Source organism: uncultured Oxalicibacterium sp. (assembly GCF_913776015.1).
Classification (GTDB): domain Bacteria; phylum Pseudomonadota; class Gammaproteobacteria; order Burkholderiales; family Burkholderiaceae_D; genus Oxalicibacterium.
The window spans coordinates 19,235-42,413 of sequence record NZ_CAJYMD010000049.1; the positions used below are offsets into that span (position 1 = coordinate 19,235).

General features: G+C 52.6%; 20 protein-coding genes and 5 tRNA genes. 4 read left to right on the forward strand and 21 right to left on the reverse strand.

What is annotated here, in order from left to right; genetic code table 11:
• Positions 1-42: 42 nt before the first annotated feature.
• On the reverse strand, positions 43-468 hold the full coding sequence (locus QZ725_RS08075; RefSeq protein ID WP_293778305.1) for a DUF1178 family protein: 426 nt from the start codon (positions 466-468) through the stop codon (positions 43-45).
• A 303-nt stretch (positions 469-771) separates the two neighbouring features.
• Between QZ725_RS08075 and QZ725_RS08080 the strand changes: the two genes are divergently transcribed.
• Entirely contained in the window at positions 772-1,737 is a 966-nt protein-coding gene (locus tag QZ725_RS08080; protein WP_293778308.1) for an arsenic resistance protein, read from the forward strand.
• 180 nt (positions 1,738-1,917) lie between these two features.
• Positions 1,918-1,994 (forward strand) — tRNA-Arg (locus QZ725_RS08085).
• A 257-nt stretch (positions 1,995-2,251) separates the two neighbouring features.
• Here QZ725_RS08085 and QZ725_RS08090 read toward each other — a convergent pair.
• The 3 genes from QZ725_RS08090 to fmdA form a co-directional block, all read right to left on the reverse strand.
• Entirely contained in the window at positions 2,252-2,767 is a 516-nt protein-coding gene (locus tag QZ725_RS08090; RefSeq protein WP_293778311.1) for an AmiS/UreI family transporter, read from the reverse strand.
• A gap of 92 nt (positions 2,768-2,859) precedes the next feature.
• Positions 2,860-3,201 (reverse strand): zinc ribbon domain-containing protein, encoded by a 342-nt coding sequence (locus QZ725_RS08095; RefSeq protein ID WP_293778314.1) that lies wholly within the window; start codon positions 3,199-3,201, stop codon positions 2,860-2,862.
• Positions 3,202-3,209: 8 nt separating this feature from the next.
• On the reverse strand, positions 3,210-4,445 hold the full coding sequence (gene fmdA / locus QZ725_RS08100) for a formamidase (protein WP_293778316.1): 1,236 nt from the start codon (positions 4,443-4,445) through the stop codon (positions 3,210-3,212).
• Positions 4,446-4,690: 245 nt separating this feature from the next.
• Here fmdA and QZ725_RS08105 point away from each other — a divergent pair, with 245 nt between their 5' ends.
• Positions 4,691-8,062, forward strand: coding sequence for an ATP-binding protein (locus QZ725_RS08105; RefSeq protein WP_293778318.1), 3,372 nt, complete (start codon positions 4,691-4,693; stop codon positions 8,060-8,062).
• The gene (locus QZ725_RS08110) at positions 8,049-8,960 is read left to right on the forward strand and encodes a response regulator transcription factor (protein ID WP_366773961.1); all 912 of its coding nucleotides are present in this window, start codon (positions 8,049-8,051) and stop codon (positions 8,958-8,960) included. The genes QZ725_RS08105 and QZ725_RS08110 overlap by 14 nt, the downstream gene beginning before the upstream one ends.
• A gap of 648 nt (positions 8,961-9,608) precedes the next feature.
• On the opposite strand, the gene QZ725_RS08115 is transcribed toward QZ725_RS08110, so the two are convergent.
• From QZ725_RS08115 to QZ725_RS08195, 17 genes are all read right to left on the reverse strand, one after another.
• Positions 9,609-9,695: transfer RNA gene (locus QZ725_RS08115), tRNA-Leu, on the reverse strand.
• Positions 9,696-9,750: 55 nt separating this feature from the next.
• Positions 9,751-9,824: transfer RNA gene (locus QZ725_RS08120), tRNA-Cys, on the reverse strand.
• 259 nt (positions 9,825-10,083) lie between these two features.
• Positions 10,084-11,433: an NADP-specific glutamate dehydrogenase gene (gdhA, locus tag QZ725_RS08125; protein ID WP_293778320.1), complete on the reverse strand. Its 1,350-nt coding sequence runs from the start codon at positions 11,431-11,433 to the stop codon at positions 10,084-10,086.
• A 335-nt stretch (positions 11,434-11,768) separates the two neighbouring features.
• A tRNA-Gly gene (locus tag QZ725_RS08130) sits at positions 11,769-11,844 on the reverse strand.
• A gap of 77 nt (positions 11,845-11,921) precedes the next feature.
• Positions 11,922-11,997, reverse strand: a tRNA-Gly gene (locus tag QZ725_RS08135).
• A 59-nt stretch (positions 11,998-12,056) separates the two neighbouring features.
• Positions 12,057-12,644, reverse strand: coding sequence for a CDP-diacylglycerol--glycerol-3-phosphate 3-phosphatidyltransferase (gene pgsA, locus QZ725_RS08140; protein WP_293778322.1), 588 nt, complete (start codon positions 12,642-12,644; stop codon positions 12,057-12,059).
• 57 nt (positions 12,645-12,701) lie between these two features.
• The gene (uvrC, locus tag QZ725_RS08145; protein WP_293778324.1) at positions 12,702-14,564 is read right to left on the reverse strand and encodes an excinuclease ABC subunit UvrC; all 1,863 of its coding nucleotides are present in this window, start codon (positions 14,562-14,564) and stop codon (positions 12,702-12,704) included.
• A gap of 16 nt (positions 14,565-14,580) precedes the next feature.
• The gene (nagZ, locus tag QZ725_RS08150) at positions 14,581-15,603 is read right to left on the reverse strand and encodes a beta-N-acetylhexosaminidase (RefSeq protein ID WP_293778366.1); all 1,023 of its coding nucleotides are present in this window, start codon (positions 15,601-15,603) and stop codon (positions 14,581-14,583) included.
• A 68-nt stretch (positions 15,604-15,671) separates the two neighbouring features.
• Positions 15,672-16,064 carry a holo-ACP synthase gene (acpS, locus tag QZ725_RS08155; protein WP_293778326.1) on the reverse strand — a complete coding sequence of 131 codons (393 nt, stop codon included), beginning with the start codon at positions 16,062-16,064 and terminating at the stop codon, positions 15,672-15,674.
• Positions 16,061-16,834, reverse strand: a complete 774-nt coding sequence (locus QZ725_RS08160) for a pyridoxine 5'-phosphate synthase (RefSeq protein WP_293778328.1) — start codon at positions 16,832-16,834, stop codon at positions 16,061-16,063. The genes acpS and QZ725_RS08160 overlap by 4 nt, the downstream gene beginning before the upstream one ends.
• Positions 16,835-16,845: 11 nt before the next feature.
• Complete coding sequence (gene recO, locus QZ725_RS08165; protein WP_293778368.1) at positions 16,846-17,640, reverse strand: DNA repair protein RecO; 795 nt, start codon at positions 17,638-17,640, stop codon at positions 16,846-16,848.
• A 33-nt stretch (positions 17,641-17,673) separates the two neighbouring features.
• The gene (era, locus tag QZ725_RS08170; RefSeq protein ID WP_293778330.1) at positions 17,674-18,576 is read right to left on the reverse strand and encodes a GTPase Era; all 903 of its coding nucleotides are present in this window, start codon (positions 18,574-18,576) and stop codon (positions 17,674-17,676) included.
• Positions 18,573-19,544: a ribonuclease III gene (gene rnc, locus QZ725_RS08175; protein ID WP_293778332.1), complete on the reverse strand. Its 972-nt coding sequence runs from the start codon at positions 19,542-19,544 to the stop codon at positions 18,573-18,575. Before rnc ends, era begins: the two co-directional genes overlap by 4 nt.
• Positions 19,545-19,626: 82 nt before the next feature.
• Positions 19,627-19,992, reverse strand: coding sequence for a DUF4845 domain-containing protein (locus tag QZ725_RS08180; RefSeq protein WP_293778334.1), 366 nt, complete (start codon positions 19,990-19,992; stop codon positions 19,627-19,629).
• 26 nt (positions 19,993-20,018) lie between these two features.
• Positions 20,019-20,930, reverse strand: a complete 912-nt coding sequence (lepB, locus tag QZ725_RS08185; RefSeq protein WP_293778336.1) for a signal peptidase I — start codon at positions 20,928-20,930, stop codon at positions 20,019-20,021.
• Complete coding sequence (lepA, locus tag QZ725_RS08190; protein ID WP_293778338.1) at positions 20,927-22,720, reverse strand: translation elongation factor 4; 1,794 nt, start codon at positions 22,718-22,720, stop codon at positions 20,927-20,929. The genes lepB and lepA overlap by 4 nt, the downstream gene beginning before the upstream one ends.
• A gap of 192 nt (positions 22,721-22,912) precedes the next feature.
• Positions 22,913-23,170, reverse strand: a complete 258-nt coding sequence (locus QZ725_RS08195) for a glutaredoxin family protein (RefSeq protein ID WP_293778340.1) — start codon at positions 23,168-23,170, stop codon at positions 22,913-22,915.
• Between the last annotated feature and the right edge of the window lie 9 nt (positions 23,171-23,179).

A 23,179-nucleotide genomic window follows, 5' to 3' on the forward strand; every position in this document is an offset into this window, starting at 1 on the left:
CGCGATCAAGCAGCAATAGGACCTAAGAATTCTTCGCCGTGCTCACTGCAAGGTCTGTTTGGCCACATCTGGCATGGGAATGGACAAGACATCGATCCCTTCATCGGCCAATGCCTCACGCTCCTGCACGGTAGTAATGCCGCGGATGGCACGCTCGGGGGCTTCGTTGTAATAAATGCGTCGTGCCTCTTCTGCAAATCCGGTGCCGACATCTTCCGTGCTCGCCAGAATTTGCTGAATTGCGTGCAAATAAGCCTGCTGCAGATTCTGCAATTCCTGTCCGCCTTCCATCCGGGCTGACTGGGAAAGATTGAGTCGTGGCGTAGAAGGTAGCCGTGTGATCCCATGGCTGCCGCAAAACGGGCAACCAATCAACGCGCCCTCGGATTGCGTCTGGAAATCGCTTTCGGATGCGAACCAGCCTTCGAAACGATGCGAATGCTCGCAGCAAAGATCATAGACTTTCATGAACAACGATCGCTAATGTAAAAAACGAACACAACAAATCGCAAAAGTGTGGGCAGCGTGTCACTCTAGCGAAGGATCAAGGTACGCATGCAACGGACTGCATGCGCTCATTACCAGTGAAACACACCATTAAAATAGCGTGCATGTATATCCCTCGCACTTTACGCAAGACGCAGGATTGTAACGCCTTGCTCAATCCAAAGTACTTCGGCAATCGCCTTCATATAAACGAAGGCGCGGAATAAAAAATCCACTCTTGCAGGGGAAGTTTCATCCTCGCACTGAAAACACACACCGCCATACATGGAAAAACTCAGAGAAACACTGGAACAGAAACAAGTCCTGATTTACTTCGGCGCCGTCGTGCTCGGCATGCTTGTCGCTTTCTCCGTTCCCGGCACCATGGCGATGGAGTCAGCGATCAATCCGGCACTGGCCTTCATGTTGTTCGTCACTTTTCTGCAAGTCCCGCTTGCTGAACTTGGGAAAGCGTTCACGCAATTCCGCTTCATGCTTGCCCTGCTCGTTACCAATTTCATCGTCCTCCCCGTTCTGGTGTTGAGTGCAACCAGCCTCTTTCTCACCGATCCATTGCTGCGACTCGGCGTTCTTCTGGTATTACTCGCACCCTGCATCGACTATGTCGTGACCTTTGCACATCTTGGTCGTGCCGATCCACGATTATTACTGGCAGCCACCCCCCTGCTGCTGTTGGTACAAATGGTGATGCTGCCCATCTATCTAAGTATTTCTCTTGGCAGCGATGCGGCACGTCATATCGAAGTCGGCCCGTTCCTGCATGCCTTCATCTGGCTGATTGCCATACCGCTCGCCTTGGCAGCAATAATGCAAGGCATGGCAAAACGCCATGCTTGCTGGAACAAGGCGTCTACCATTCTGGGACTGGCACCAGTCCCTGCTACCGCCCTGGTATTGCTAATCGTTATCCTGGCCGTCGCACCGCAACTGGCGCAAGCACAACATGCCGTAGTGACCGTATTGCCGTTCTATCTGGCCTATGCCGTCTTTGCACCGCTGTGTGGCTGGTGGGTAGCAAAAAAAATGCGACTCGATGCGCCTGCCTCGCGGGCGATTGCATTCAGCGCCGGTACCCGTAACTCGCTGGTCGTCTTGCCGCTTGCCTTGGCGATTCCCGGCGCAATCCCGATCCTACCGGCCATCATCGTGACGCAAACACTGATCGAACTCTTGTTCGAACTGCTTTATGTGCGACTCATCGCAAGCTGGGGAAAGACGGACACTGTTTGAACGGAATCAAAATGATCATGCAAATGATGTCTCAATGCGATGCTTCTCATGCAGACAACCATTCGACAAGAAAGCAATATCTTCATAAAAAGATGAATTCCCTTGGAAACCGATTTAAATTAAAAAATCTTGCAAAAGGGTATTCACAAACTAATTTATGGTGCTATAATTTTGTCTTTCGCGGCTGTAGCTCAGCTGGATAGAGTACTTGGCTACGAACCAAGGGGTCGTGGGTTCGATTCCTGCCAGCCGCACCAAACAAGCAGTAAGAAAACGGGTTAGCGCCACAAGCGCTAACCCGTTTTTCTTTATCCGCCTGATTACACGCAGCAACGCCATGACACTTGCCGGCCCCAAATGATTCCAAGTAGTGCCGCGGCGATCATTCCGTCCTTCCCTCCCCACTTACTTCAGCAAGTGGATTGCAGCCTATATTGATACGCAAATTACCCAGTCAAGTGGACCTGAATCGTTGAATAAACCTTTCGCTCAAATTTGGCATTCAGTTCTACAACTAGACCAAAACGCCATCGAGCAAGAGATATCCTGGAAGCCAGCCCGTTGCAATCCCGCATGCCACGGCGACCATACCCGTAAGACGCGCGATATTCTTTTGCATTGCGAGCAGCAAAAAGAACATGAACCACAACACCGCCCAGGCAGCCCAGCTTAGGCCGAACCAGACATCCCACGTGGTACTGGCGTTATGTAACGTGTCAAACGCAACAGGAATAACGGTCACGGCGACGAAGAGGCTAAACCAGCCCAACCCGCGTCCATCGGCCTTATTAAAGCGATTTACCGCAACCCAGAAATACGTAAAAGAGAACAAGAGCGTTAATGCAGCCCCTTTGATTGACGCTGCATCTGCATTTCCATTCAAGGCCATATAAAGCGCGATGATGAGCGTTACGGAGCCAGAGAATATGTTGATCACCCAAATCTCACGGTCACCAATTTTTTCTAGCAGCCATAGTCCGTTGAGAAAGAGTACTGCGCCGACATACAGTAGTGAGAGTCCCAGAAGCATGATGTCTCCTTGATGCTGTCTTTGATCTGGCAGCTTTATTTATTCTTGAGCCCTCATACCTTTTACAGGTATGAGGGGTATCCGCCATCGGATTAATGACTGATCATCCAAGGCCTTTTAGATGGGAATGCCTTACTCCCATCAGGTGCCGTAACGGTTGCCTTTGATTTCTTTCCAGAGCAACAGCTACAACCAGCAGGATGCGTCTTGGGCGCATACGACTTTGAACTGTACGGCTCGTGAGACGCTCGTTCATTTGTGCTCATGGCATGGCGTGTTTGAGAAGACATCACCGATAGCCGTGGCGCACTGATCAGTACGCGCTGACAAACCGTTCCACAGACGGGACATGCGGCTTCCTTGTCACGCTGTGCAATGCTTCGCATCACCTCAAACGTCCCACAGTCGGTGCAGGCGTAGTCATAGGTAGGCATAAAGACTCCTATTTCTTACGATCGGGAGAGATCGGCATATCAATACCTTTGAAGTTCTGAACGACCGGTCCTGCAGAACTTGGATTGATATCAAAGTTAAAGATCTCTGTTGGCAACCAGAGCGTTGCACAAGAGTTTGGAATATCCACTACACCGCTAATATGCCCCTGCACTGGAGCCGTACCGAGAATCGAATAAGCTTGGGAGCCGCTATATCCGAATTTCTTCAAGTATTCGATCGCATTCAGGCAGGCCTGACGATAAGCAACGTTCACGTCCAGGTAGTGCTGCTTGCCTTTTTCATCGACTGAAATACCTTCAAAGATCAAATAATCTTTGTAGTTCGGTGTGATTGGACTTGGTTTGAAGATTGGATTCTTGATCCCATATGTCGCCATGCCGCCTTTGATAACGGACACGCGCATATGTACCCAGCCAGCCATTTCAATAGCACCGCAGAATGTGATCTCACCGTCACCTTGGCTAAAGTGAAGATCCCCCACAGAAAGACCCGCACCCTTGACATAAACAGGGAAGAAAATTCGCGAGCCACGCGATAAATCCTTGATATCGCAATTACCGCCATGTTCGCGTGGAGGAACGGTACGCGCGCCTTCAGCAGCTGCTTTATCGCGCGCCTCCCCTTTCATTTTCCCCATATGGGCAGTTTTGGCAAATGGTGGATTGGCCAAAGGCGGTACACGATCAGGTTCAGTCGCAATCAATCCAAGTTCACGCTCATTCCATTCGGCTAGCAGCTTATGATCTGGCAAACAGCCAATCAAACCTGGATGAATCAAGCCGGCATACTCAACACCAGGCACATGGCGCGATGAAGTAAACATGCCTTTGAAATCCCAAATGGACTTCTGCGCATCAGGAAAATGGTCAGTTAAGAAACCGCCACCATTATTCTTTGAGAAAAATCCATTAAAGCCCCACTGAGACTCATCCTTGGCACCAACGTCGAGCAAATCAACAACCAGTAAGTCGCCCGGCTCTGCAGTTTCGACACCGACAGGCCCACTCAGATAGTGAACTGTTGAAAGATCAACGTCACGCACGTCATCTGCGCTGTCATTATTCTTGATGAAGCCGCCGGTCCAGTCATAGGTTTCCAGAATGAAATCATCACCCGGCTTTACCCATGTCGCCATGGGAATATCAGGATGCCAGCGGTTATGAACATTCTCATTACTGGTAGCAGGTTGGTTAAGGTCAACCTTGATTAAGGTATCGGCCATGCTGTGTCTCCTTGATCCATGAAGGTTAATAGTCACGTCCTTCACCAGTTGCTGGCAGAGGGCTGCAATGATGGCGGTGGACAAATTGCGTGACAATCATGGACCGACGATGGCAAATGCTAAATACGTCAATTGACGTATATCGAACGCATCTTCTTGCTAAGCAACGACGCATCAGGTAATTTTTCTTTGCTCGGCGACATCGAAAATCAAATGCCGTAACCTCCGCTTATTTCTCAAAACCCATGGTGCAACAAAAAATATTCCGCGTTCGTCGTGAATACAACCGGTGGGTCGCCAATGAATCGTTGGAAGACTATGCCTTGCGATATGCGCCGCGAGGGTTTCGCAAATGGTCAGAATGGCGTGTAGGGAATACAGCATTTGGTGCGGCTTCATTCTTGGCACTTGAGGCGATCGGCGCAGCCATTGCTATCAATTACGGCTATGCAAATGCCATGTGGGCGATTGCGATCGTCGCACTGGTTACCTTCATTACGGGCCTGCCAATCAGCTATTACGCAGCTCGCTATGGCGTTGACATGGATTTGCTGACGCGAGGCGCTGGCTTCGGCTACCTAGGCTCGACCGTAAGCTCTTTGATTTATGCGACGTTCACCATCATATTTTTCGCACTCGAAGCAGCCATCTTGGCCGTTGCCTTGCAGATGTGGATTCCTTGGCCAATCGGGGTTTGGTATTTAATCTGCTCATTATTTATCGTGCCCCTTGTGGCAAGGGGAATCACCCTGATTTCTCGGCTACAAATGTGGACACAACCGTTATGGCTGTTCCTTCTCATTACGCCTTATATCGTCATTTGGTGGAAACAGCCCCAAGCCTATCGTGACTTCACCAACATGATAGGAATCACATCGAATAGCAACGGATTCGATCCGATTATGTTTGGGCTCGCCACAACGGTTGGTTTCTCATTGATTGCGCAAATTGGTGAGCAGGTCGACTTTCTGCGATTTCTTCCAGAACGTACCGCCGCCAACAAATGGCGATGGTGGTCGGCTGTTGTCATCGCTGGACCGGGATGGATTATTCCTGGTGCGCTAAAAATGCTTGGTGGCGCTTTTCTCGCATACCTCGTGATGGAACATGGCGTGCCAGCAGCACAGGCAAGTGAACCGACAAGAATGTACTTGACGGCCTATTCATATGTTTTTGAAAGCGTAGGTTGGATCGTCGCGGTGACGATGCTTTTTATATTTGTGTCCCAGATAAAGATCAATTTGACCAATGCGTATGCTGGTTCGCTTGCCTGGTCTAATTTTTTTGCTCGTCTGACGCACAGCCATCCCGGCCGCGTTGTCTGGCTCGTCTTTAACTCCCTGCTCGCTTTATTTCTAATGCAGCTAGGCGTACTGGAAGCCCTGGAAAATGTGCTCGCGCTCTATTCCAACGTTGCCGTTGCCTGGGTTGGTGCCTTATTTGCCGATCTGGTGATCAATAAACCATTGGGAATGAGCCCACGTGGCATTGAGTTCAAGCGCGCGCACCTCTACGACATCAATCCGGTAGGTCTTGGCACCTTATTGATCGCATCTGTAATCGGCATGAGTGCATTTGCTGGTTTTCTGGGCCATACCCTGATTGCATTCTCACCATTTCTTACCATCGGGACTGCTTGCGTTGTTTCCCCATGCCTGGCTTGGTTAGCCCAAGGACGTTTTTATCTCGCTCGATCACCAAAAAATATCAGCGTAGCGAGTACAACCTTGTCGTGCACCGTATGTAGCAATACCTTCGAACTGGAAGACATGGCGCATTGCCCTGCCTATGACGCGACGATCTGTTCGCTGTGCTGTACGTTGGAGTCACGCTGCCACGATATGTGTAAAAAGAACTCGCGCATATCAGAACAGCTTCAACAAGGAATCACCAAATTACTTCCTAAGGGCATCTCACATTTTGTTAATCGGCGTGTTGGGAACTATCTAGCTGTCGTCCTGGCTTTATGTGCTGTCGGTTGCGTAGCACTTGGAATGCTTTACATGCACGAGGTCACCACGACGACTGAAGAGGCAGCATTGTTATTAATTGATGGCGTTTTTTTACGGATAGGTGCAGTTATTTTGATCCTTGTAGCAATTGCAGGCTGGTGGATTGTCTTAAGTAATGAGGGAAGGCAGCTCGCGCAGGAAGACCTGAATAGACAGAATGCACTTCTCCTTCATGAGGTTGAAGCCCATCAAAGGACAGACGCAGCTTTACACCGCGCGAAAGAAATTGCTGAGACTGCCAACCAAGCAAAAAGCAGATATGTCGCCGGTATCTCCCATGAATTACGCTCTCCACTCAACAGCATTCTGGGCTATTCACAAATACTGCTTAAACACCACGATGGTGATGCTGGGTCTCGCACAGCAATCCAAACGATTCAGCGTAGCGGCGAACATCTGCTTGGTCTCGTCGATGAGTTGCTTGATCTGGCTCGTATCGAGGCAGACAGACTGAAATTAGAACCGGAAGCCGTTTGCCTCGGTGATTTGATTGATGAGTTACTACGAATGGTTCTGCCTCAAACAGAAGCAAAGAGACTACATTTGCAATATGAACATGCGGGGGACCTGCCTAAATTTCTTCTGATTGATGGGAAAAGAATCAGGCAAGTTCTTCTCAATCTTCTAACAAATGCAGTGCGCTTCACTGACACAGGTACTGTGATACTCAAGGTGACAGCAGACCAAAAAATGATCTCCTTTAGTGTGTCAGATACCGGCATTGGTATTGCGGAGCAAGACAAAGCCCGCATTTTTCAACCGTTTGAAAGAGGCGCAACTGGACGTCTTCGTGGAGAGCCAGGTGCAGGCTTGGGATTGGCAATTACAGAAAAGCTCGTTGCACTGATGGGAGGAAAACTCACATTGTCCAGCGCACTAGGCAAAGGCAGCGAATTCTCCGTCACACTGCCTCTCCAATATACAAATCAGATCACGTCACCTGCTAGGCCACAGCCGATTGGGTATGTTGGCCCCTCTCGCAAGCTTCTCGTAGTCGATGATCAACCCGAGCAACGCCATATGTTGGCAGGTATGTTGCTGCCAATCGGTTTTGATGTTCACGAAGCTGCGAGCGGTCAGGAATGTATCGATATCATCACGAATGCTTTTGTACCAGATGCCGTTTTTCTAGATATCGGTATGGATGAAATGAGCGGATGGGAAACGGTCGCCAAAATACGATCTCAATTCACAGAAAAGATCCCAGTCATCATGGTGTCGGCAGATTTATTCGAGAACGATGCAGAAAAATTGAATCGATATGAATGTCAGGCATTTATCGCCAAACCAGTTTTGGAATCGAAACTTATATCAACGCTAGAGCAATGCCTGCACTTGGAGTGGTCTTACGACAAGGAAGGACCGGAAACATTGCCCGTAGAAGTCCGATTATACGAATTGCATTTCCCTGTTGAAGTGAGTGATGAATTGCTTCATCTCTGCCGTATTGGCCATGTAGGTGGACTCAGGCGAACACTTGCTCGTATCGAGAAAGAGCACCCATCAAGTCAGGCATCTTGCGCTTTGGCGCAGTCCTTAGTAGAGCGCTTCGAGTTGGCGGCCTTAGAACTTGCTCTTGAGGAGAATCAACGTGCCCCATCTTAATAACTTGCTTTATAACGGACCAATTGTGCTCGTGGTTGACGACGTGCCAGGTAGCCTTGGCATGATTCACGAAACATTGGAGACAGCCGGATATACGGTGCTCGTCGCTAACGACGGGACTACTGCATTGAAGCGACTGGAAAACATTGTTCCGGATGCGATTTTAATGGATGCAGTGATGCCGGGCATGTCTGGTTTCGAGGCATGCAGAGTCATCAAAGCCAACCCGGATTTACGACATATCCCGATCATTTTCATGACAGGGCTAAGCGAAACGTCTGATGTTTTGCAAGGATTTTCAGCCGGTGGCGTGGATTACGTGGTTAAACCAGTACAGCCTGTAGAGCTGCTCGCACGACTTCAAACCCATATATCAACGATGCAATCTTTACGGGTCGCTGAGCAAGCGATTGATGCTGATGGCGCAGGACTGATCGTGCTCGACAACACACGACGCATGATCTGGCAATCACCTCGCGCAGCAAGGCTCCTCCTTGAAGCTGCTATTGATATTAGCCAGCGGCCATTACCGCTTGATTGGATTCCATCGGATCCAGGACAGCACTCCCACATATCCGGGAAAAATGGCTTTCTCTGTCTTCGTCATCTTGCAGTATCCTCTCGACAAGAGGTAATGTTGATGATCGCCGAATGCGGAGGGCATGAGCATATTGATGGGCTAGCAAAACTTCTCCTGACTCCGAGAGAAACCGAAGTTTTATCTTGGCTAGCCAAGGGCAAGACAAATCGAGACATTGGCGAAATTCTTGAATTAAGCCCTCGTACAGTGAGCAAGCATCTAGAGCATATTTTTCAAAAACTAGGTGTTGAAACACGCTCTGCCGCCGCCGCCATGGCGACCACGTTGCATTTGGACGACTCAACCCATCGTATTTAGCCAGTCTCAAAAGAAGGGATAAATAGATCAGTCCATGAAACATCCCATTGAGTCGCTGAAAATGCCCAAGGTCTAGCTCAAGAATCTGCTATGACCCAAGCGGACAAAAAACTACGTTGTCTTGAATATGCAGCTCGCCACAAATTCATGGCGCTCAGGTTGAAAGTAGAAAACCGAGCAATCGCAACAATCACCACTGGCAAAGCAATAGACACGCGTCATCACCAGTACTGCATTCCCTGTTTTAGTTTTTAACTGCCTGGCGATCTGTTTGTCGGTGAGTTGCGCACGTAGAGGCATCTCTCGAAACACCGTCAAGCGTTATGTACGTGCTGGAACCATTGAACCGGTTTACGCCTCTCGACGACTTCTTTAGTTAAAGCAGACGTATTGGATTTTTGCGCGCTGGGATTTGAAGGCTTGCATGGCTGAATCCCAGCGCTCACATGTCAGCGGAAACTGGGATGAAACTTGAGAGGATCAATTCTGAGGAAAACTCAGCGCACACCACATCAAAGGTGAATCCCGACTGTGTGCAGCATCGTCGAGGCAAGCTTGTTTTGCCAACAAAATGAGGTTTGCGGAGGAAACGGATATTTTGCGGAAAGCGTATCAACGCTTTGAAAATCACAAGAACCGCATGTTGATTGGTGCCCCGAGCCGGAATCGAACCGGCACGCCCTTTCGAGCGAGAGATTTTAAGTCTCTTGTGTCTACCAATTTCACCATCAGGGCATGCCGCCATTGTAAGACAGCATAAAAAAAGCGCCGTGGGCGCTTTTAAGAAAACTGGAGGCGGAGGCCGGAATCGAACCGGCGTAGACGGCTTTGCAGGCCGCTGCATAACCACTTTGCTACCCCGCCTTGGGGTTTCACTTACGGCACGTAAATGCCAGTAAATGATCTCACTCATGAACAAAAAAGGAAGCATCAGCTTCCTTATGGAAATTCTGAACACAAGTGATGTGGTGCGTTTTCAGGAGCGATTCGCTTACCCGACAACCATGCAATTATGACGTAATCAGACGCCATTGGCAACACTCACGGACGAAAGCAGGCGGCAAGCATGGAAACCCTTTCAGGCCTCCATAAATGCAACTGCACATCCGGGCAATTACCCGCATCAATACACACCTTGCGCCATGATCGCATCGGCCAGTTTGACGAAGCCGGCAATATTGGCACCATCAACGTAATTGATTGAACCATCCGCCCGCTTGCCATGATGGGCGCAATTCGCATGAATCTCTTTCATGATGCTGTGCAGTCGCTCGTCTACTTCAGCATGATGCCAGGATAGACGCAAAGCATTCTGCGACATTTCCAGGCCAGAAGTCGATACGCCACCGGCATTGCTAGCCTTGCCCGGCGCATAAAGTGTTCGTGCTTCGAGAAAAACATCTACCGCTTCCAATGTTGCCGGCATATTCGCGCCTTCGGCCACGCAGATTGCGCCATTGGCCACCAAGGTTTTGGCATCGTTGCCATCGAGCTCATTCTGCGTAGCACAAGGCAAAGCGATATCGACCGGAATATGCCACGGGCGCTTACCCGCCTCGAATTGCATGCCATGCTTCTTGGCAAACACATCAAGGCGACCGCGCTCCACGTTTTTCCATTCTTTCAGCGCAGCCAGCTTTTCTTCCGTAAACCCTTCGTTGTCGTACAAGGTGCCACCAGAATCGGACACCGTCACCACCTTGGCATTGAGCTCCATCGCCTTTTCAACCGCAAACTGGGCGACGTTGCCGGAACCAGAAACCGAAACACGCATGCCGTCAAAGGATTTCCCGGCGCGACGCAACATCTCTTCGGCAAAGTACACGGCGCCGTAGCCTGTTGCTTCCGGCCGCATCAAGCTGCCGCCGAACGCCAATCCCTTGCCGGTAAAAATGCCCGACGTGTCGTTGGACAATTTCTTCATCATGCCCGCCATATAGCCGACTTCTCGTGCGCCAACGCCAATGTCGCCAGCGGGAATGTCCGTATCCGAACCCAGGTGGCGGTAGAGCTCGAACATCAGCGCCTGGCAAAAACGCATGACTTCACCTTCGCTCTTGCCCTTTGGATCGAAATCGGAGCCGCCCTTGCCCCCGCCCATCGGCAAAGTCGTCAATGCATTCTTGAACGTTTGCTCAAACGCCAGAAATTTCAGAATCGAGAGGTTGACCGACGGATGAAACCGCATGCCGCCTTTAAAAGGACCGATCGCAGAGCTGTGCTGAATACGGAAGGCGCGATTGACCTGCACCTGCCCCTGATCATCCACCCACGACACACGGAACTGAATGACACGCTCCGGCTCAACCAACCTTTCCAACAAACCGGCTTTTGCGTACTGCGGGTTACGGCTGACGAAAGGCCAGAGACTAAGCATGACCTCGCGAACAGCCTGCAAAAATTCCGGTTGATGCGGATCGCGCTTGGCAACGGCACTCATGAAATCGTCAACACTGCTATAGCCCACGGTCATTACTCCCTCTGCTGATAAATAACATTCGATTTGCCCGCGCGTGACTGAAGACCTCGCCAAGGGCAATCGTCAATAAAAGGAACGTAATATACCCAATCAAGCACAAAAATAGTGCATATCGGATCAGCCAACCGGCTAATAAGATTTATTTTGGTGCAAATTTTTGTAATTAAAGATTTGCTATGGATGCGTTGGACAATGAAAAGTCGCGCAATCTCGCGGCGACATAGAGGGTGATACGGGAAGCAATAACAGGATGTGAAGGCAAGACAAAAACAAAAAGGAGCCCGAAGGCTCCTTTTTGCAAAATGAAGTTTTTAAAACTCCACTGAATGTGGAGCGGGAGAAGAGTCTCGAACTCTCGACCTATACCTTGGCAAGGTATCGCTCTACCAACTGAGCTACTCCCGCAATGACTTGCGATATCGATGGGTTGTTGCATCCATCAGATTAAAAAAGGAAGCTTGTTCAGCTTCCTTTTAGAAACTTGGAGCGGGAGAAGAGTCTCGAACTCTCGACCTATACCTTGGCAAGGTATCGCTCTACCAACTGAGCTACTCCCGCATCGACAGGTGTGCATTATAGAGTAATGCGAAAACTTGTCAAGCAACTTCAAGATATATTCAGAGCAAATTTCCGCCACGCTCTTTGATCAAGGGCCATGCCTTGCGCAGATAGTAGAACATCGACCAGACCGTCAATACTGCAGCGACCCACAACAGCTTGTCGCCCCAGAATTGCAGGTCGATACCCAACACATCTTCGTAATACAGCAGCATAGGAATCGCTGTCATCTGCGCGACTGTCTTGATCTTGCCAATCGAACTGACAGCAACCGACTTCGATGCACCGATACGCGCCATCCATTCTCGCAACGCTGAAATCGTGATCTCGCGACCGATGATGATGAAGGCGATGATGGCATCGACACGCTGCAATTCGATCAGCACCAGCAAGGCACCAGTCACCATCAGCTTGTCGGCTACAGGATCAAGGAAGGCACCAAAGGCCGACGTCTGGTTCCAGCGGCGTGCCAGAAAGCCATCGATCCAGTCCGTCAGTGCCGCCACGATGAAAATGATGGTGGCGATCAAACCCTGGGTCTTGTTGAACGAACCCAGCCAAGCATCGGGAATGTAAAGAACGCCAACCATCAGCGGGATCAGCGCCACGCGCAACCAGGTCAGCAGAATGGGAATATTGAAAGGCATGAGAAAAACGTCTTGTTCCGGTGCACCGCAACGGCCACATGGCCGCTGCCCCGTAATCTAATGCAATTGCTTGTAAATGTCTTCCGCCAATTGGCGTGAAATGCCCTCCACCGAAGCCAATTCCTCAATGCTCGCATCCATCACACCACGCAAACCGCCAAAACGCGTTAGCAATTTCTGCCGACGTTTGGCACCAATGCCTTCGATTTCTTCCAGCCGCGAGGTTTGTCTGGCCTTGGCGCGCTTGGCTCGCATGCCGGTAATAGCGAAACGATGCGCCTCATCGCGGATTTGCGCAACCAGCATCAGAGCGCCAGACTCCTTGCCAAGTTCCTGCGCAGAGCGCCCATCGACAAAAACCAGCGTTTCCAGCCCGACCTTGCGTCCCTCTCCCTTGGCAACGCCAACAATCAGACTGATATCGAGGCCCAACTCGGTAAATACCTGCCGCGCCATTTCCACCTGCCCCTTGCCACCATCGATCAGTACGACGTCCGGCATCACACCATCGCCATTCGCGACCTTCTCGTACCGACGTTGCAAAACCTGACGCATGGCCGCGTAATCGTCACCAGGCGTGATGTCGTTGATGTTGTAGCGTCGGTATTCGCCATTCTGCATGGCGTGATGATGGAATACCACGCACGAAGCCTGCGTCGCTTCGCCTTGCGTATGGCTGATGTCAAAACACTCGACACGAAAACTGTCGATATCCTCGACCTCGACGCCCAGCACTTCGATCAATTGTCGGGTGCGCGTCTGCTGCGAGCCCTGCTCGGACAATAGACGTGCGAGCGCAATTTCAGCGCCCTTATGCGCCATCTCCAGCCATTGCCGACGCGGCCCTTGCGGCTGGAAGATCAGATTGATGCGATGCCCGCATTGCGCCATCAAGGCAAGCATCAGTTCGGGATCGTCGAATTCGGTATTGACGATCAGCGAAGCCGGCACGAACTTGTCGATGTAATGCTGCGCAATGAATGCCTTGAGCACCTCCGCAGCCAGCGATTCACCTTCAGCCGGCGCGCTATCGACATGCGTTGGGAAGTAGGCGCGATCACCGAGGTGGCGACCACCGCGCACCATCGCCAGATTGACGCAGGCGCGACCGCCCTGCACCACCACGGCGATGATGTCGATATCGGTTTCGCTGCCCGTATCCATACTTTGCTGCTGCAGCACACGCGACAGCGCCGTGATCTGGTTGCGCACTACCGCCGCCTGTTCGAAATTGAGTTCTTCTGCATAGGCCATCATTTTGGCCTGCAAGGCTTCCAGCACTTCGGTCTGCCGACCGCGCAGGAATTTGGCGGCGTTCTCCACGTCCAGCGCATAGTCGTCCTTCTCGATCAGGCCGACACAGGGCGCACTGCAACGATGAATCTGATGCAACAGACAAGGTCGCGTGCGATTGGCATAGACCGAATCCTCGCAGGTACGCAACAAGAAAACCTTTTGCAGAATCTGCATCGACTCCTTGACTGCCCAGCCGCTTGGGAAAGGACCAAAATACTGATTCTTCTTGTCCACCGCGCCACGGTAATACGCCATGCGTGGGAAATCCTGTCCCGTGATCTTGAGATAGGGATAGGATTTGTCGTCGCGAAAGAGGATGTTGTAGCGCGGTTGCTGCATCTTGATCAGATTGTTTTCGAGCAGCAGCGCTTCGGCCTCCGTGCGGGTGATCGTTGTTTCGAGACGTGCGATACGCTCGACCATCAGTGCCGTACGCGGACTCGCGAGATTCTTTTGGAAATAGCTGGAAACGCGTTTCTTGAGTTCACGCGCCTTGCCGACATAGAGCAGGTTGCCATCGCCATCGAAATAACGATAGACCCCTGGCAGATTGGGCAAACGTGCGACCGTCTCCAGCAGTAGCGTACGTGTTTCCTCGGCGCTACGTTCCGGCTGGTCCGACATGCGCTCCTCCATGCGATCAGTGCCCTGCCGGCATCGCCAGTTTCAACGCAGTCTCTTTCGCTGACTGATAACGTGCATCGCGCTGCAAGGCATCCCAATCCAGCGCTGCCGTCTGCGGGGTCAGTGCCGCAATGCGTGCAGCCGATGCCGCACTTGCTGCATTCGCCGGGTAATCAAGCTCGGCCAACAGACGATCAGCCTTGTCGGGCGAATTGCAGATCAGCACCATGTCACAACCGGCAGCCAATGCAGCCTGCGCGCCCTTGACTACATCACCAGCGACGCGTGCGCCTTCCATGCTGAGATCGTCGCTGAAAATGATGCCTTTAAAACCGAATTTTTCGCGCAACATGGTCAACCACTTGTGCGAGAAACCTGCCGGATGCTTGTCCACTTTCGGATAGGTCACATGTGCCGGCATCACGCCGGCCAGACTCAAACCGAGCCAGCCATAAGGCGCGGCATCATCAGCGAGAATCGCATCCAGCGAACGCTCATCGACGGGAATCTCCAGATGCGAATCGGCCTTGACGAAGCCATGTCCAGGAAAATGTTTGCCGCAATTGAGCATGCCCGCCAGTGCAAGACCATGATTGAGACTCTTTGCCAGCATCGTGACGACACGTGCATCGTGGTGAAAAGCACGATTGCCAATCACGCCGGACTCACCGTAATCAAGATCGAGCACTGGCGTAAAGGACAGATCGACACCGCAGGCGCGCAATTCGCTCGCCAGCACAAAGCCAACATCGGTCGCGGCACGCGTGGCTTCCAGTACATCGCGATCCCACAGCTCGCCCAACTTGCGCATCGCCGGCAAATGCGTGAAGCCATCCGTCTTGAACCGCTGCACGCGACCGCCTTCATGATCGACGGCAATCACGATGCCGGGACGTACCGCATGAATTGCTGCGGTCAATGCCGTCAATTGCTGGCGATCCGTGTAATTGCGTGCAAACAGAATTACACCGCCCGTCAAGGGATGACGAATGCGGCGAATATCGTCTTCGCTGAGCGTGGTTCCCACCACATCCAGCATGACAGGGCCGAACTTGCCTGCTGTTTGAGCATCGGCATTCAGCGCTTTTGCCACGTCTTTCACAACACTCATTTTTTCTCCACTACGACGAAGGCAACTGCGTAATCCACTTCATCGGTAATCGTCACGTGCGCATGCAGACCGTTGTCTTCCATAAAGGTCGTGAGACTGCCACTCGTCACGACCAACGGCTTGCCACTCGGCGCATTCAAGGTCTGCATGGCCCGCCATGTCATCGGCATGCGTATGCCAAGACCAATCGCTTTGGAAAAGGCTTCCTTGGCGGCGAAACGTGTTGCCAGAAATCGGATACCACGCGCCTCCACCTTGTCCTTGCGGCGATGATATTTGGCCAGTTCTTCCGCGCCCAGCACGCGCTCGGCAAAGCGGTCGCCATGTCGTGCTAACGCAGCTTCCACGCGCTTGATCTGGATGATGTCGGTACCGATGCCGTAGATCATGCTGACTCCACACGTGCAGTCAGGCGGGAGGCAACCATGATCGCCTTCATTTCACGTACGGCATTCTGCCAGCCGACAAAGACGGCATGCGCCACAATCGCATGACCGATGTTGAGTTCCGCAATATCAGGAATGGCGGCAATGGCCTGCACGTTTGTGTAATGCAAACCATGGCCGGCATTGACCTTGAGACCATGTCGCATGCCTTCAAGCACTGCGTTGCGTATGCGATCGAGTTCAGCCTGTTGCGCGGTCTGCGCATGCGCTTCGGCATAGCGCCCGGTATGCAGTTCGATGACACGCGCTCCGGTTTCTTCGGCCGCAACGATCTGCTCCGCATCGGGATCAATGAAGAGACTGACGCGAATATCCTGCGCCTGCAACTGCCGCACTGCGGCACTGACTTCAGCAAAATAACGCGCGACATCCAGCCCACCTTCGGTCGTGACTTCTTCGCGGCGCTCCGGCACCAAGCACACATCCTGCGGCCGGATGCGGCACGCAAAATCGATCATCTCATTAGTGACGGCTGATTCCAGATTCATGCGCGTACGCAATTGCGGACGAATCAACTCGACGTCGGCATCCTTGATATGGCGGCGGTCTTCGCGCAAATGCAGCGTGATGGCATCGGCACCCGCCTCTTCCGCCAGCAATGCTGCCTGTAAAGGATCGGGATAAACGGTGCCGCGTGCGTTACGCAAAGTCGCCACGTGGTCGATATTGATACCGAGTTCGATGCTCGGATGATTCGGTTGCAGAAAACTCATCTCATATCCCGTTAAAGCTGCAGCAGATCGATCAGAATCTGCCGTGTATTCAGGGTGGCGCCATGCAAGTGATGCGCAAGCAGAAAGCGCATCAGGAACTTGCTTTGTGTTTGCGTGACCGCGTCGGCGTAATCTTCATTATCCATATCCTGCAAGGTCTTGCCGAGCACACGCGGCCAGTTGTCCGAGACGCGTGCAGGACGTGGACCTGATTCAGGATCGACGACGTACAGGGTTTCACCAAGCACCGGTTCCCGCGTCATCGTGCAGCGCGCCCAGTCGCCCGCGACACCGCTTTCCTTCAGCAAGGCACGCTCGAACTTGCGCAGCACAATCGCGGCAGGTTCATCATGCGCCAGATGCGTCAGCGCCTTGACGTAATGATCGAACAGCGCCGGATGGGGATCGTCGCGTACCAGCAGTTTGACAAGCAGTTCGTTGAGATAGAAACCGCAGAGCAGCGCCGATTTTTCGAGTGGCAGCAAGCCACCAACCCATTCGGCAGCAGTCAGTGTGCGTATTTCGGATTTGCCCGACCAGCTCAGCGAGAGTGGCTGGAATGTCTGCAAGGCGCCGCGCAGACGGGAATGCGGTCGTTTGGCACCTTTGGCGACCAGCGCCACACGACCATGATCGCGCGAAAAGACATCGACGATCAGGCTGGTTTCCTTGTAGGGATAACTATGCAGGATAAAGCCAGGCTGATCGAGGATGCGCACTTCCCTTTCGGCAGAGCGTACCTTGCGCACCTTGGCGCTCGGCTGCTCAGCGGACGCAGGCGCGCCATCGTCGGAAGAAGAAACCATGTCGGCGGCAGAAAGTGCAACCATCTGGCCCGATTATTCGTAACCGTATGCGCGCAAGCCGGCTTCGTTATCAGCCCAGCCGGATTTGACCTTGACCCAGATTTCCAGATAGACAGGGCCATCGAACAGCTTTTCCATATCCAGGCGGGCCTGCGTGGAAATTTCCTTGAGCTTGGCACCCTTGTTGCCGATCACCATGGACTTGTGCGTATCACGTTCCACCAGAATCGCGGCGAATACGCGGCGCAGATTGCCTTCCTGTTGAAACTGTTCGATCAGGACGGTGCTGGTGTAAGGCAACTCATCGCCAACAAAGCGGAACACTTTTTCACGCACGATTTCGGCAGCCAGAAAACGCTCGCTGCGATCGGTAATATCGTCTTCGCCAAAGATCGGCGGATTTTCAGGAAGCAGCTTGCCGATTTCAGTTTGCAGATTATCGAGCTGAAAACGCAATTTGGCCGACACCGGAACGATGGCCGTGAAGTCACGCTTGGCCGCGACCTGCTGCACGAAGGGCATCAATGCCGATTTATCCTTGATGCGGTCCGACTTGTTGATCACCAGCAGGCATGGCACATCGGCGGGAATCAGATCCAGCACCTGCTGATCGGCCTGACCGAAGGTACCGGCTTCAATCACGTACAAGATCACATCGGATGCGGTCAAGGTATTCGTGACCGTGCGATTGAGCGTCTTGTTGAGAGCGTTGGAATGCCGTGTCTGGAATCCCGGCGTATCGACATAGACGAATTGCGCATCAGCAGTCGTCTGAATGCCGGTAATACGATGGCGTGTCGTCTGTGCCTTGCGCGAGGTAATACTGACCTTGGCACCGATCAACTGGTTCATGAGCGTCGATTTACCGACGTTGGGGCGACCGACGATCGCGATATAGCCACAGCGAAAGTCGGATGGCGCGTTGGAATCTGTCATGCAGTTTTCGTTTGTGAGGAAGAAGAGCGTGCCGTATCCGGCGCACTATCGTTGTGCTGCTCTGGCTCGGCAAGCAAGGTATGTTGGCGGTCGTCAATCACGCTCTCGGGTACATTGTCGTGCGCCATCTCGGCCGGTTTGTCGATCTTGCCTGCCTTGTCGGCCTTGCCAGATTTGAGTACCGATTTCTGGTGCACATCGTCCGGCTGCGGATCCTGTTGCACGGTGGCGATGCCAGCCAGCTTCAATTGCGCAGTACGTGGGCGACTCTTGCGCGCTGCTGCCGGTGCCTTGGCCAATGCAGCGTGCACGGCTTCCAGTGCCAGCTTGGCTGCTGCCTGTTCACCGGCGCGACGGCTGCCGCCCGTGCCGAATACCTGAATATCGAGCTTGGGCACCAGGCATTCGATTTCGAATTCCTGATTATGGGCAGCGCCATGCGTTGCCACCACGTTGTACTGCGGCAGCGCGATCTTCTTGCCTTGCAGGTATTCCTGCAACAAGGTCTTGGCATCCTTGCCCAAGGTCTTCGGATCGACGCTATCGAGAATGGGAATATAGAGCGAACTGATTACCGTGCGCGCCACATCGAAACCGGCATCGAGGTAGATCGCGCCAAACAGCGCTTCCAACGTATCAGCCAGAATGGATGGGCGACGGAAGCCGCCTGATTTCAGTTCACCTTCGCCGAGGCGCAAGAACTGCGATAGCTCCAGCCGCTGGGCAATTTCGTACAGGGATTGTTGCTTGACCAGATTGGCGCGCAAGCGGGACAAATCGCCTTCGTCAATGCGCGCGTAGCGATCAAACAGTAGCGAAGCAACGACGCAATTGAGGATGGAGTCACCAAGAAACTCAAGGCGCTCGTTATGCACCCCACTATGGCTGCGATGCGTCAAAGCCTGCTGCAACAATGCAGCATCCTTGAATGTGTGACCCAGCCGGGTTTGCAGTAACGTCAAATCCATCATGTATTCGTGTGTTCATGCCCGCCGCAGCGGCATTTGAAGCATTTTTCAACCTGCCCATGGTACCGCAGGTTGAGAAGTTCTACCTGTCTGTCGACGCTTCGTAATCGATCAACAAGCTTACCGGCCCTACTAGCGGAATTTGTTTCTGATAGGAAAAACCAATCTGCACATTATCCCCGTTGCGCACGATATCCAGATCGCTGCCTTTGAGCGAAGTGATATAGCCCACTTCGGCCTGCCGATTGAAAGCCGCGCGCATTTCAGCCGGCGAGCCTCCGGCGGCCTTGACACTGGCAATCGCCTTTTTTGCCGAAAGATACTCGGTCACCGTGGGCACGACCTTCATTGCCAGAACAGCAACGCCACCAATCAGAACGAGTGCCAGAATCAGGCCGGTCAGCGACAATCCCTGCTGTTTGCGATGTGCCCACAAGGTGGATGTCATGATCAGTCCTCCCTGACTGCTCTGAATTAATGAAAACGCCCGATACGGCTCAGATCACCCAGATTCAGCCAGATCAAAAATGCCTTTCCGACAATATTCTGATCCGGCACAAAACCCCAGTAACGGCTGTCGAGGCTGTTATCGCGATTATCACCCATCATGAAATACTGCCCTTGCGGCACTTTGCAGACAAAACCCTCGGCGTCGTAATTGCACAACTCACGATTCGGGAAATCGTGCGGATTCGGCACATAGGAAGGCGCACGCGGATTGTTCAGAATGCCGTGGCTTGCCTCGCCCAATTGTTCGCGGAACTGTTTCGAATAACTCAGCGTTTCCTGATCCAGATAATCCGGCAGCGGCTCGTACTTGACAGGCACACCGTTGACGATCAGTTTCTTGTTCTTGTAGACCACTGTATCGCCAGGCACGCCGACCACGCGCTTGATGTAATCGAGCGCCATGTTTTCCGGATACTTGAATACCATCACATCACCACGCTGCGGATTGCCGATCTCGACAATTTTCTTGTTGATGATAGGCAGACGAATACCGTACTGATACTTGTTGACCAGAATCAGATCGCCGACTTCCAATGTCGGCAGCATCGAGGTCGAAGGAATCTTGAAAGGCTCGTACAAAAACGAGCGCAGGAAAAATACCAATGCAATAACGGGGAAGAAGCTGCCCGAATATTCGATCCACGTCGGCTGGCGCAGAAGATTGGCCTTGAGCGCAGCACGACCGCTTTCATCCGGCCGCACACCCTCTGCCGCGAGTTTGGCATTGCGTGCGTCGTATTCCGCAAGCACGGCGTCTGCCTTGGCCTGACGTTGCTTGGCCAGATAGAACTTGTCGAGCACCCAGATGATGCCGGTAGCGATCGTCAGGATGAAGAGGATCAGCGAAAAATTGCCCAGAATGTCTTGCAATGTCATTTATCTTCCACTTGTAGAATGGCCAGAAACGCTTCTTGTGGAATCTCGACCGAGCCAACCTGCTTCATACGTTTTTTACCGGCTTTCTGCTTTTCCAGCAGCTTGCGCTTACGCGAAATATCACCGCCATAACACTTGGCCAACACGTTCTTGCGCAGCGCCTTGACGTTTTCGCGCGAGATGATGTTGGCACCGATCGCTGCCTGAATCGCCACATCAAACATTTGACGCGGAATCAGCTCACGCATCTTGGCAGCCACCTGACGACCGCGATAAGGGGCATTGGCACGGTGCACAATAATCGCCAACGCATCGACCTTCTCGCTATTGATCAGCATGTCCACCTTGACCACATCCGATGCGCGATTCTCTTTAAATTCGTAATCCATCGACGCATAACCGCGCGATGTCGACTTCAATCGATCAAAGAAGTCGAGCACGATCTCGGCCATCGGGATTTCGTAATGCAGCTTGACCTGACGACCGTGATACGCCATGTCGATCTGCACGCCACGCTTGCCGTTACACAGCGTCATCACCGCGCCGACATACTCCTGCGGCATGTAGAGATTGACGTCGACAATCGGCTCGCGCACTTCATTGATCTTCGATGGATCCGGCATCTTCGAAGGATTGTCGACACGGATGATGGAACCATCACGCATCTCGACTTCATACACCACGGTCGGCGCCGTGGTAATCAAATCCATATCGAATTCGCGTTCGAGACGTTCCTGCACAATCTCCATGTGCAACAAGCCAAGGAAGCCGCAACGGAAGCCGAAACCCAACGCCTGCGACACTTCCGGCTCATACATCAGCGCGGCATCGTTCAACTTGAGCTTTTCCAGCGAATCCCGCAGCGCGTCATATTGGTTTGCTTCCACCGGGAACAAACCGGCAAACACTTGCGGTTGCACTTCTTTAAAACCCGGCAATGGCGCAGGTGCCGGCTTGCCGGCAAGCGTGACGGTATCGCCAACCTTGGCAGCCGTCAGTTCTTTGATACCCGCGATGATGAAACCTACCTGACCTGCGGTCAGTTGCGGCAGCGACACCGAGCGCGGCGTGAACACACCAATGTTCTCGACCAGATTTTGTGAGCCGGTCGCCATCAACAGAATCTTGTCTTTCGGACGCAAGGTGCCATTCACCACGCGCACCAGCATCACGACACCGACGTAGGAGTCGTACCAGGAATCGACGATCAACGCTTGCAGCGGTGCATCCGGATCGCCTTTTGGCGGCGGCACTTTGGCAATCAGGCTTTCCAGAACATCTTCGACACCGAGGCCGGTTTTTGCCGAGCAGACAGTGGCGTCGCTGGCATCGATCCCGATGACGTCTTCGATTTCTTTTTTGGCGTTATCCGGATCGGCGTGCGGCAAATCGATCTTGTTGAGAATCGGCACCACCTCCACGCCCAGATCGAGCGCGGTATAGCAGTTTGCAACGGTCTGCGCTTCCACACCTTGCGAGGCATCGACCACCAGCAATGCGCCTTCACATGCGGACAGCGAGCGGCTGACTTCATACGAGAAATCAACGTGACCCGGCGTATCGATCAGATTGAGGTTGTAGACCTCACCATCGCGCGCCTCGTATTGCAAGGCAGCGGTCTGCGCCTTGATGGTGATGCCGCGCTCGCGTTCGATATCCATGGAATCGAGCACTTGCGCATCCATTTCGCGTTCCGACAGGCCACCGCACAGTTGAATGATGCGGTCAGCCAGCGTGGATTTACCGTGATCGATATGCGCGATGATGGAAAAATTGCGGATGTTGTTCATTAACCAATTAAAGACTACAAAAAAAGCGCTCCATGCGGGAAGACTCTTCCCAGGCGAGCGCCTTGTGACAGATGGATGAGGACCCCGGCATTCTACCGGATTTCAGAGAGGAACAGCCGGCTAATTGCATCTGGGCACCAAGCGCGCAGCGCTTCGCAACATGGCTGCCAACACCAGCATCACGCAGCGACGTCATTTCGATTCAACAACGAAACGTTCCACTGCAGCCGCGTCCAGCAGATAGTGGCATAACTGAACCGACGGTTGATTCGGCCGTGCCCCAGTCAGAACCGGCACTAGTTCATCATAGCGCTCGACCAGCTTAGGATGCGCATCCACATCGATCACATCCAAACGATGTGGCACCGCCAGTTTCAATCCCTCAAATGCCATCTGCATCTCATGACAGAGATGACAATAAGCGCGCGAATAAAGCGTGAAAGTCAGCACCGGGCAAAA

Bases quoted from the DNA above. Each gene is read 5' to 3' on its own strand.
- QZ725_RS08075 (WP_293778305.1), bottom strand. From the start codon at position 468: ATGAAAGTCTATGATCTTTGCTGCGAGCATTCGCATCGTTTCGAAGGC.
- QZ725_RS08080 (WP_293778308.1), top strand. From the start codon at position 772: ATGGAAAAACTCAGAGAAACACTGGAACAGAAACAAGTCCTGATTTAC.
- QZ725_RS08090 (WP_293778311.1), bottom strand. From the start codon at position 2,767: ATGCTTCTGGGACTCTCACTACTGTATGTCGGCGCAGTACTCTTTCTC.
- QZ725_RS08095 (WP_293778314.1), bottom strand. From the start codon at position 3,201: ATGCCTACCTATGACTACGCCTGCACCGACTGTGGGACGTTTGAGGTG.
- fmdA (WP_293778316.1), bottom strand. From the start codon at position 4,445: ATGGCCGATACCTTAATCAAGGTTGACCTTAACCAACCTGCTACCAGT.
- QZ725_RS08105 (WP_293778318.1), top strand. From the start codon at position 4,691: ATGGTGCAACAAAAAATATTCCGCGTTCGTCGTGAATACAACCGGTGG.
- gdhA (WP_293778320.1), bottom strand. From the start codon at position 11,433: ATGACCGTGGGCTATAGCAGTGTTGACGATTTCATGAGTGCCGTTGCC.
- pgsA (WP_293778322.1), bottom strand. From the start codon at position 12,644: ATGCCTTTCAATATTCCCATTCTGCTGACCTGGTTGCGCGTGGCGCTG.
- uvrC (WP_293778324.1), bottom strand. From the start codon at position 14,564: ATGTCGGACCAGCCGGAACGTAGCGCCGAGGAAACACGTACGCTACTG.
- nagZ (WP_293778366.1), bottom strand. From the start codon at position 15,603: ATGCTGGATGTGGTGGGAACCACGCTCAGCGAAGACGATATTCGCCGC.
- acpS (WP_293778326.1), bottom strand. From the start codon at position 16,064: ATGATCTACGGCATCGGTACCGACATCATCCAGATCAAGCGCGTGGAA.
- QZ725_RS08160 (WP_293778328.1), bottom strand. From the start codon at position 16,834: ATGAGTTTTCTGCAACCGAATCATCCGAGCATCGAACTCGGTATCAAT.
- recO (WP_293778368.1), bottom strand. From the start codon at position 17,640: ATGGTTTCTTCTTCCGACGATGGCGCGCCTGCGTCCGCTGAGCAGCCG.
- era (WP_293778330.1), bottom strand. From the start codon at position 18,576: ATGACAGATTCCAACGCGCCATCCGACTTTCGCTGTGGCTATATCGCG.
- rnc (WP_293778332.1), bottom strand. From the start codon at position 19,544: ATGGATTTGACGTTACTGCAAACCCGGCTGGGTCACACATTCAAGGAT.
- QZ725_RS08180 (WP_293778334.1), bottom strand. From the start codon at position 19,992: ATGACATCCACCTTGTGGGCACATCGCAAACAGCAGGGATTGTCGCTG.
- lepB (WP_293778336.1), bottom strand. From the start codon at position 20,930: ATGACATTGCAAGACATTCTGGGCAATTTTTCGCTGATCCTCTTCATC.
- lepA (WP_293778338.1), bottom strand. From the start codon at position 22,720: ATGAACAACATCCGCAATTTTTCCATCATCGCGCATATCGATCACGGT.